The sequence below is a fragment of the Candidatus Zymogenaceae bacterium genome (genome assembly GCA_016931225.1).
In the GTDB taxonomy this organism is placed as follows: Bacteria; Desulfobacterota; Zymogenia; order Zymogenales; family Zymogenaceae; genus JAFGFE01.
In genome coordinates this window covers 246642-253735 of the sequence record JAFGFE010000018.1, presented here as the reverse complement: position 1 = coordinate 253735, position 7094 = coordinate 246642, and the positions used below count along the sequence as shown (strand labels likewise).

At 56.5% G+C, this 7094-nt stretch carries 9 protein-coding genes and 4 tRNA genes; 1 reads left to right on the top strand and 12 read right to left on the bottom strand.

The window, feature by feature from the left end; all coding sequences use genetic code 11:
* The 5 genes from JW885_08325 to JW885_08305 form a co-directional block, all read right to left on the bottom strand.
* On the bottom strand, positions 1-86 hold an 86-nt coding region (locus JW885_08325), incomplete at its 3' end, for an elongation factor Tu (protein ID MBN1882161.1).
* Positions 87-149: 63 nt separating this feature from the next.
* A tRNA-Thr gene (locus tag JW885_08320) sits at positions 150-226 on the bottom strand.
* Between the two features lie 30 nt (positions 227-256).
* A tRNA-Gly gene (locus tag JW885_08315) sits at positions 257-333 on the bottom strand.
* A gap of 18 nt (positions 334-351) precedes the next feature.
* A tRNA-Tyr gene (locus JW885_08310) sits at positions 352-436 on the bottom strand.
* A gap of 56 nt (positions 437-492) precedes the next feature.
* A tRNA-Thr gene (locus JW885_08305) sits at positions 493-565 on the bottom strand.
* Positions 566-714: 149 nt separating this feature from the next.
* On the opposite strand from JW885_08305, the gene JW885_08300 reads away from it, so the two are divergent.
* On the top strand, positions 715-1362 hold the full coding sequence (locus JW885_08300; GenBank protein ID MBN1882160.1) for a GNAT family N-acetyltransferase: 648 nt from the start codon (positions 715-717) through the stop codon (positions 1360-1362).
* Positions 1363-1419: 57 nt separating this feature from the next.
* On the opposite strand, the gene pyrF is transcribed toward JW885_08300, so the two are convergent.
* The 7 genes from pyrF to JW885_08265 all read right to left on the bottom strand — a co-directional run bounded on the left by pyrF (position 1420) and on the right by JW885_08265 (position 7086).
* Positions 1420-2121 (bottom strand): orotidine-5'-phosphate decarboxylase, encoded by a 702-nt coding sequence (gene pyrF / locus JW885_08295; GenBank protein MBN1882159.1) that lies wholly within the window; start codon positions 2119-2121, stop codon positions 1420-1422.
* A gap of 1 nt (position 2122) precedes the next feature.
* On the bottom strand, positions 2123-2734 hold the full coding sequence (gmk, locus tag JW885_08290; protein MBN1882158.1) for a guanylate kinase: 612 nt from the start codon (positions 2732-2734) through the stop codon (positions 2123-2125).
* A 59-nt stretch (positions 2735-2793) separates the two neighbouring features.
* Positions 2794-3075: a DUF370 domain-containing protein gene (locus JW885_08285; GenBank protein ID MBN1882157.1), complete on the bottom strand. Its 282-nt coding sequence runs from the start codon at positions 3073-3075 to the stop codon at positions 2794-2796.
* 32 nt (positions 3076-3107) lie between these two features.
* Positions 3108-3989 carry a YicC family protein gene (locus JW885_08280; protein MBN1882156.1) on the bottom strand — a complete coding sequence of 294 codons (882 nt, stop codon included), beginning with the start codon at positions 3987-3989 and terminating at the stop codon, positions 3108-3110.
* Between the two features lie 48 nt (positions 3990-4037).
* Positions 4038-5090, bottom strand: coding sequence for a D-glycero-beta-D-manno-heptose-7-phosphate kinase (gene rfaE1 / locus JW885_08275; GenBank protein MBN1882155.1), 1053 nt, complete (start codon positions 5088-5090; stop codon positions 4038-4040).
* Positions 5091-5166: 76 nt separating this feature from the next.
* A complete protein-coding gene (locus JW885_08270; protein ID MBN1882154.1) occupies positions 5167-6123 on the bottom strand; it encodes a glycosyltransferase family 2 protein in 957 nt (318 codons plus the stop codon).
* A 27-nt stretch (positions 6124-6150) separates the two neighbouring features.
* A complete protein-coding gene (locus JW885_08265; protein ID MBN1882153.1) occupies positions 6151-7086 on the bottom strand; it encodes an SDR family oxidoreductase in 936 nt (311 codons plus the stop codon).
* Positions 7087-7094 lie beyond the last annotated feature (8 nt).

The window sequence follows — 7094 nt, the reverse complement described above, 5'->3', positions numbered from 1 at the left end:
GTCAGCGTCGTCTTCCCGTGGTCTATGTGACCAATCGTCCCCACGTTTACGTGCGGCTTGGTCCGCTCAAACTTTTTCTTGGCCATAAAACAAATCCTCCACGATAAGATCCGAAGCGATCATAAAATGTCTCTATGTCGAATATTGCATGGAGCCCACGACCGGACTTGAACCGGTGACCTCTTCCTTACCAAGGAAGTGCTACTACCTTCTGAGCTACGTGGGCCCTGAGTTGCCCGCATCCCAGGAAAAACCATGGAGCGGGAAACGGGATTCGAACCCGCGACCCTCAGCTTGGAAGGCTGATGCTCTAGCCAGCTGAGCTATTCCCGCATATAATTATAATCACGATGGTGGAGGGGGGAGGATTCGAACCTCCGAAGGCTGAGCCGTCAGATTTACAGTCTGATCCCTTTGGCCACTCGGGAACCCCTCCACGTATTGTATTCCGATTCAATTGGCGAAGCGCCGTATCGTATATCGAGAAAAATGAGCTGGCGATGGGACTCGAACCCGCAACCTGCTGATTACAAATCAGCTGCTCTACCGATTGAGCTACGCCAGCATACATCTATTCAAATCTAAACCTTATTAGAATAAAAGAACCGCATAAAAATGTCAAGTTTTTTTTGGGAAGAAAACACATTTAAAAGGATTGAACATCTCTTTCTCATGCCCTATACTGCGCCGTACCATTGAAAACAGGGAAAACCGATGTCTCACATCAGGCCGTATGTTCCACGAGACAGAGATGACGTCTTCGGTATCTGTCACAAAACCGGTTTTTTCGGAGAAGACGCATCATTTTATTTCAAGGACGCCGTTCTCTTCGGCACGATATTCGTGTCGTACTACATCGACAATGAACCCGAGAACGCCTTCGTCGCCGTGGATGACGATCACGCCGTCGGATACATCGTGGGAACCGACGACACCCTCTCGCAAAAGGAATCCTTCGACCGAGCGGTCATGCCAGATATCATCCGAAGACTCTTTTCATCGACCATCTTTCGTCATCCGAAGGACGCATTGTTTCTCCTGGGGCTCAGGGGCTACGAACACTTCGAAGAGGAGCTCTATGTCGAAAATCTCCTCGATGACTATCCCGCCCACCTGCATATCAACCTGCTGGCCGGCTACCAACGCAAAGGTCTGGGGGAGCGGCTGATGCTCGCCTTCGAAGACCGGATGAAGCAAAAACGGGTTCCCGGCATACACCTGGTCACATCCACCCTGAACACCAAAGCCGTCCCGTTTTACGACAAGATGGGATACCGCCTCATCAAGAAGCTTCCCAATTTTCTCTGGGACAAGAAATCCCCGCCGGGCACGCAGTCGCTGGTATACGCCAAGACGCTGTAACGTGCTTCATACAGGCGGGAACATGCACCGATCGTTGGGATGTGATCGGTGCATCCCTCACGCCACCTCCAGCTCGTCCGCCACCCGGCGGGCCGCCTCCCGGGGATCGGCCGCCCCCGTTATGGGCCTCCCGATGACCAGGTAATCGGAGCCCGCGGCCACGGCCTCCTTCGGGGTCATGATACGCTTCTGGTCCTGGGCCTCGGCCCACGACGGCCGGATCCCGGGGGTCACCAGAACGAATTCCTTCCCCATCAGACGGCGGAGATCCTTCACCTCCCGGGGGGAACAGACAACCCCGTCAAGCCCCGCATCCTTCGCACGAAGAGCCAGCTCCGGTACGGCGTCGGTAACTCCTTGGGAAAAACCGGTCTCCTTCCACCCGGCCTCGTCATACGAGGTCAGCACCGTCACACCCAACAAAATCGGCGGCGAGGCCGTCTCCCGGGTGGCCCGGACCGCACCCTCCATCATCGCCCGCCCCCCGAGGATATGCATGTTGAGCATATCGACGGACAGCGAAACGGCACTTTTCACCGCCCCAGCCACGGTATTGGGGATATCGTAGTACTTGAGATCAAGAAACACCCGGCATCCGGCATCTGTCACCATTCGCACCGCGTCGGGACCCGCGGCGGTGAAGAGTTCGTTGCCGATCTTGAAATACCCGATCTCCTCCGACAGGGCATCGATCATCCTTCGCGCCTCGTCGAGGGAGCCCACATCCAGAGGAACGATAATGCGATCCCGGGCGTTCATGTCACCCCCCCTGTTCCAAAAGCGAGTCGACGAGCGCCCGGTTTCGAGACGCCCGGGAGCGTTCGGCCCGAATGACGGCCAGAACGGTACCCACCGTCTCATCCAGCTTTCGATTCACCACCAGGTAATCGAAGCGATGCGCTTGTTGTATTTCCATCCGCGCGTTTTCTATCCTGCGCCTGATCACATCGCCGTCGTCGGTCCCCCGGAGGGAAAGCCGCCGGGCCAGCTCTTCCAGGCTGGGAGGGAGGATGAAAATGCCCACCGCCTCGATCTTTTGGCGTATCTGCTCGGCACCCTGAATGTCTATATCCAGGATGACATCCCGGCCCGACTCGATCACATCTGCCACCTCGCCACGGCTTGTGCCGTATTGATTGCCGTGAACCGAGGCGGTCTCCAGGAAATGTCCCTCCCGTTCTAACTCATCGAATCGATCATCGTCGACGAAATAGTAATCCGTCCCCTCAACTTCACCATTCCGTGGGGGCCGGGTGGTGTGTGAGACGCCGATGTACATCTCCGGATGTTCTTGGACCACCCGGCGCGCAATGGTGGTCTTCCCCGCTCCCGACGGCGCCGAAAAAATAAATACTATGCCGTGCTGTTTCATGATATGTCGTATCGTCCGGGTGATGTCTTGAAAAAAAATGTACTGACAGGTAATCTTTGTCAGCGCCCGGGACTTCCGTCTCCCTTTGTCGGATGGGCCGCCAGCCGCTGAGCGATGGTATCGGTCTGTATCGCCGAGAGGATCACATGGTGGGAATCGGTGATGATAATCGATCGTGTTTTCCGTCCGTGTGTCACATCGATGATCCTCCCCGATTGCTTCGCTTCCTCCCTGAGCCGTTTCATGGGGGAGGAATCCGGATTGACAATGGCGATAACCCGATGGACCATCACCAAATTGCCGAATCCGAGGTTGAGAAGGCGATAATCGTCAGATGCCATGGTCTCACTTTCCTTTTCAAACGGGGGCGGGGCTACTCCACGTTCTGCGCCTGCTCCCGCATCTTCTCAAGCTCCACCTTTACGTCCACCACCAGTTTGGAGATGTCGGTGTCCTGGTTCTTGCTCCCGATGGTATTGATCTCCCGTCCCAGCTCCTGGAGGATGAATTCGATCCTCCTCCCCGCGGGGCTCCCCCCGGTGACGGCCTCGATGAGGGCGTCCCTGTGTGCACAGAATCGAACGATCTCCTCGGTGATGTCGCACCGATCGGCGAAAATCGCCACCTCCTGCTCCAGTCGACCCGGATCCACATCCACCTCGGAAAGCTCTCCAATGCGCCTTTTGAGCCGCTCCCGGTACTGCCCGACGGCCTGGGGCGCCGACGCCTCGATTTTTTTCATCATCGACTCGATTATTCGGGCGCGCTCCAGAAAATCATTCCTGAGCACCTCCCCCTCCCGGGCGCGGTCCTCCTGAAGGACGGAAATCGCCTCCTCCAGGCTGTGCTCGAAAGATTCCCGACACTGATCTATGTCATGTGCGGTGTCCGATACGACGATGACATCCCGCATCCTGGAGACGGTATCCACGGTCACCTCTCCCGAGAGATTGAATTCCTCCTTGAGCCGCGTCATGACATCGACATACGCCGCCGCGAGGGTCATATTCAGGTGGGGTGCCCCCCGTTCAACCTCGCCGGGAACCTCGGACACAACCACGGAGACCCTCCCGCGATCAAGCATCCGTGTCAGCATTTTCGTGGAGGGAAACTCCCAGGCGTCGATCACCGGAGGGAGTTTTATCCTGGTTTCCAGGAATCGATGATTGAGAGACTTGATTTCGATACGGTACCTGCCGATGGGCGCATCCCACAGGGCGCTGCCGTATCCGGTCATTGAATATAATACTGTCATATGTATGATGATTACCTATATACGGGCGGGTCGCCCGTCCTGTTTTATTTACTTACCGGCGTTTCCCTTCCGTTGTCGGGTCAGGAGGGATTCCTTGGCGTTTATGGCGAAGCGAATGGTCTCCTTCAGCCGATCCGCCGTCACGACGGCGGTCCCCACTTCGCCCACCACCTCTCCGGCGGCGTAATTGGATATAACGGCGGCGTCCTTCATCGAGGCCTTGGCCGCCGCAGCCAGGGTCAGGGCGGATATCACCGTATCGCCGGCGCCGGTCACATCGAACACCTCCCGGGCCGCCGTCGGTATCTGCACGACGGAGCCGTCTTCGCCGAACAGCGTCATTCCCTTCTCGCCGTGGGTGATCAGAACGTATCGGCAGGAGAGCAGTGTCAGAAGCTTCTCTCCGGCGGCGAGAAGCGTCTCGTCGTCCATAATCATGATTCCCGCGGCCTCACCCGCTTCGTGATGATTCGGCGTAACCACGCTGACGTTTTGGTATAATGGAAAATTCACCACCTTCGGATCTACGGACACCACAATGTCCCGGTCCGCCGCCAGCTCCACCAGTCGGTGCACCATCCGCTTGCCGATGAGACCCTTCCCGTAATCGGAAATCACGACGGCGTGTACGTCACCGATGACGGATTCGGCATACTCAAGAATGCCGTCTGTCACCCGTTGCGGGATGGGGTCCTTCGATTCACGGTCGATACGCACCACCTGCTGGTGATGAGCGATGATCCTGGTCTTGATGATGGTGGGTCGGTCGACATCCGTCTGAATGCCGTCGTCATCCACATCTATCATCCTGAGCATGTCTATGAGCTGACCGCCCTTGTCGTCCGCGCCGACCATGCCGGCGACCAGCACCTGCCCTCCCAGGGCCCTGATATTGTGTACCACGTTTGCGGCGCCCCCCAGGCGATGCGTCACCCGGTTGACTTCGACCACGGGGACCGGCGCCTCGGGAGATATCCTGTCGACCTTGCCCCAGATGAATTCATCTATCATCATATCCCCCACCACCAGCACCTTCGCCCGGGAAAAAGCGTCGATTAGGCCGAGGAGCTCATCGGTGGGATACAGGTTCTCTATCTTCACGTGTTACATCTCCCTTGAAAGAATCGATATCTCGAATCGAGATCCGGGGCGGCAGTAGCGGCTCTTCGAGACGGCGTCACTGTGCGGTGCCGATACCCTCCAACCCCCAGTCGTCCGGGCGACCCTTCAGCAGCCACTCGGTAATACGGGCCGATCGTCTCACCTTTTCGACCGCCCGCCTGTTCTTCCCCAGAGTGACACACACAACAGATGCGTTGGCGACCAGGTTGACAATGTTCTTGATGAAAATGCCGAGGATGAAAAGCGCTCGATACATTCGCCCCCGGTGTTTGTCCATGAACAAAAAAAGCGATCGATAGTACTCGATCCTTACCCGCACCGGGTATCGACCGGCGGTTTTTCCCTGCAGGTGAACGATGGTCGCCCCCGGGACCGCTACAACCCGATATCCCGCCCGCTTCATTCGATAGCACCAGTCGGTCTCCTCGATGAAGAAAAAATAATCCTCATCCAGCATGCCGACGTCCTTCACGGCGCTCCCTCGGACAACCATACACGCGCCGATGATGGAATCCACATCGATCACGGCAACGTACCGGTGGAGCTTCCCCGGGTATTTTCTCGGGAAAAGGGCCTTCAGCAGGAACTTCGCCCCGATTTCCGTCATCATGCTCGGGTATGCTGCCACCGAATTCTGGGGGGAGCCGTCCTCGTGAACGAGCGCCCCCCCGGCAACCCCCACATCCATATGCGACCTCATATAGTCACGGATGGCCGCCACCGCCCCGGCGGTCAACCGGGCGTCGGAGTTGAGCAGTACGTAGTATTCACCGGAGGCCCGCCTGAGGGCCGCGTTGTTTGCCCGGGCGAAACCGAGGTTCCGGCCGTTTTCTACAATGATCACCTCCGGGAACGTCTCCCCGATATATTCGACGCTCCCGTCCGTCGAGCCGTTGTCGGAGACGAAGATTTCAAAATCCCCGTCCGTTACGTGACGGTAAATGGACTCGATACAATCTCCGATCAGGGTTCGGTTGTTGTAACAGATGATAACAAAAGAATACACCGGCATGGTTCTCTCACCCACAAAAAGGGCCTCTCATGCCCGGTATGATGAAAAGGCTTCGTATGTGGCTACCAGCCCCTGATCCAGCGGCGTAACGACCCGGTACCCCAGGAGGTCTTTCGCCTTTTTGATGCCTCCCAGAGAGTGCTTTACATCACCCGGCCGGGATGCTTCGTATATCGGGTCATAGTCCCGGTTTACGATCTCTCCCACCTTCTTCGCAAGGCTGTTGAGATCCAGCTGGATACCGGTGGATATATTCACAATCTCTCCCTTGAATGAATCTTTTTCGGCGGCCAAAAGATTCGCGCTTACCGCGTTCGACACATAGGTGAAATCCCTGGTCTGGGTTCCGTCTCCGTAAATGGTCGGCGGCCGATCGTTTATCATGGAGGTGATGAACCTGGGTATTACGGCGGCGTATTCGGATTCGGGATTCTGTCTGGGCCCGAAGACATTAAAATACCTGAGACATATTGTGGAAATTCCGTAGATTTCAGAGAATATCCTGGAATACTGCTCCCCGATCAGTTTTTGCAGGGCGTAGGGCGACTTGGGCATGGGTATCATGTCCTCGATCTTTGGAAGCGTTTCGGTATCCCCGTAAATCGACGAAGAAGATGAAAAGACGAATCGGGAAACACCCGCATCCTTGGCGGCCATGAGCATGTTGAAGGTGCCGTCGACGTTTACTTGGTGTGTCAGCCTCGGCTCCTGTATCGATCTTGGGACCGATGGAACGGCGGCGAGATGGAAGACGGCGGTGATACCCGTTGCGACGCTCCTTGTCACATCCGCATCCCTGATATCCCCCTCAACTAGCTCTATATCGGGCAGGACCTCTTTCAGGTTGTCTCGTTTCCCGCTGGAAAAATTATCGATTACACGCACCCGATCTCCACGATCTACAAGCGCCTTGACTATGTGGGATCCGATAAATCCCGCCCCTCCCGTTACCAGACAGTTCATGTGTGTAT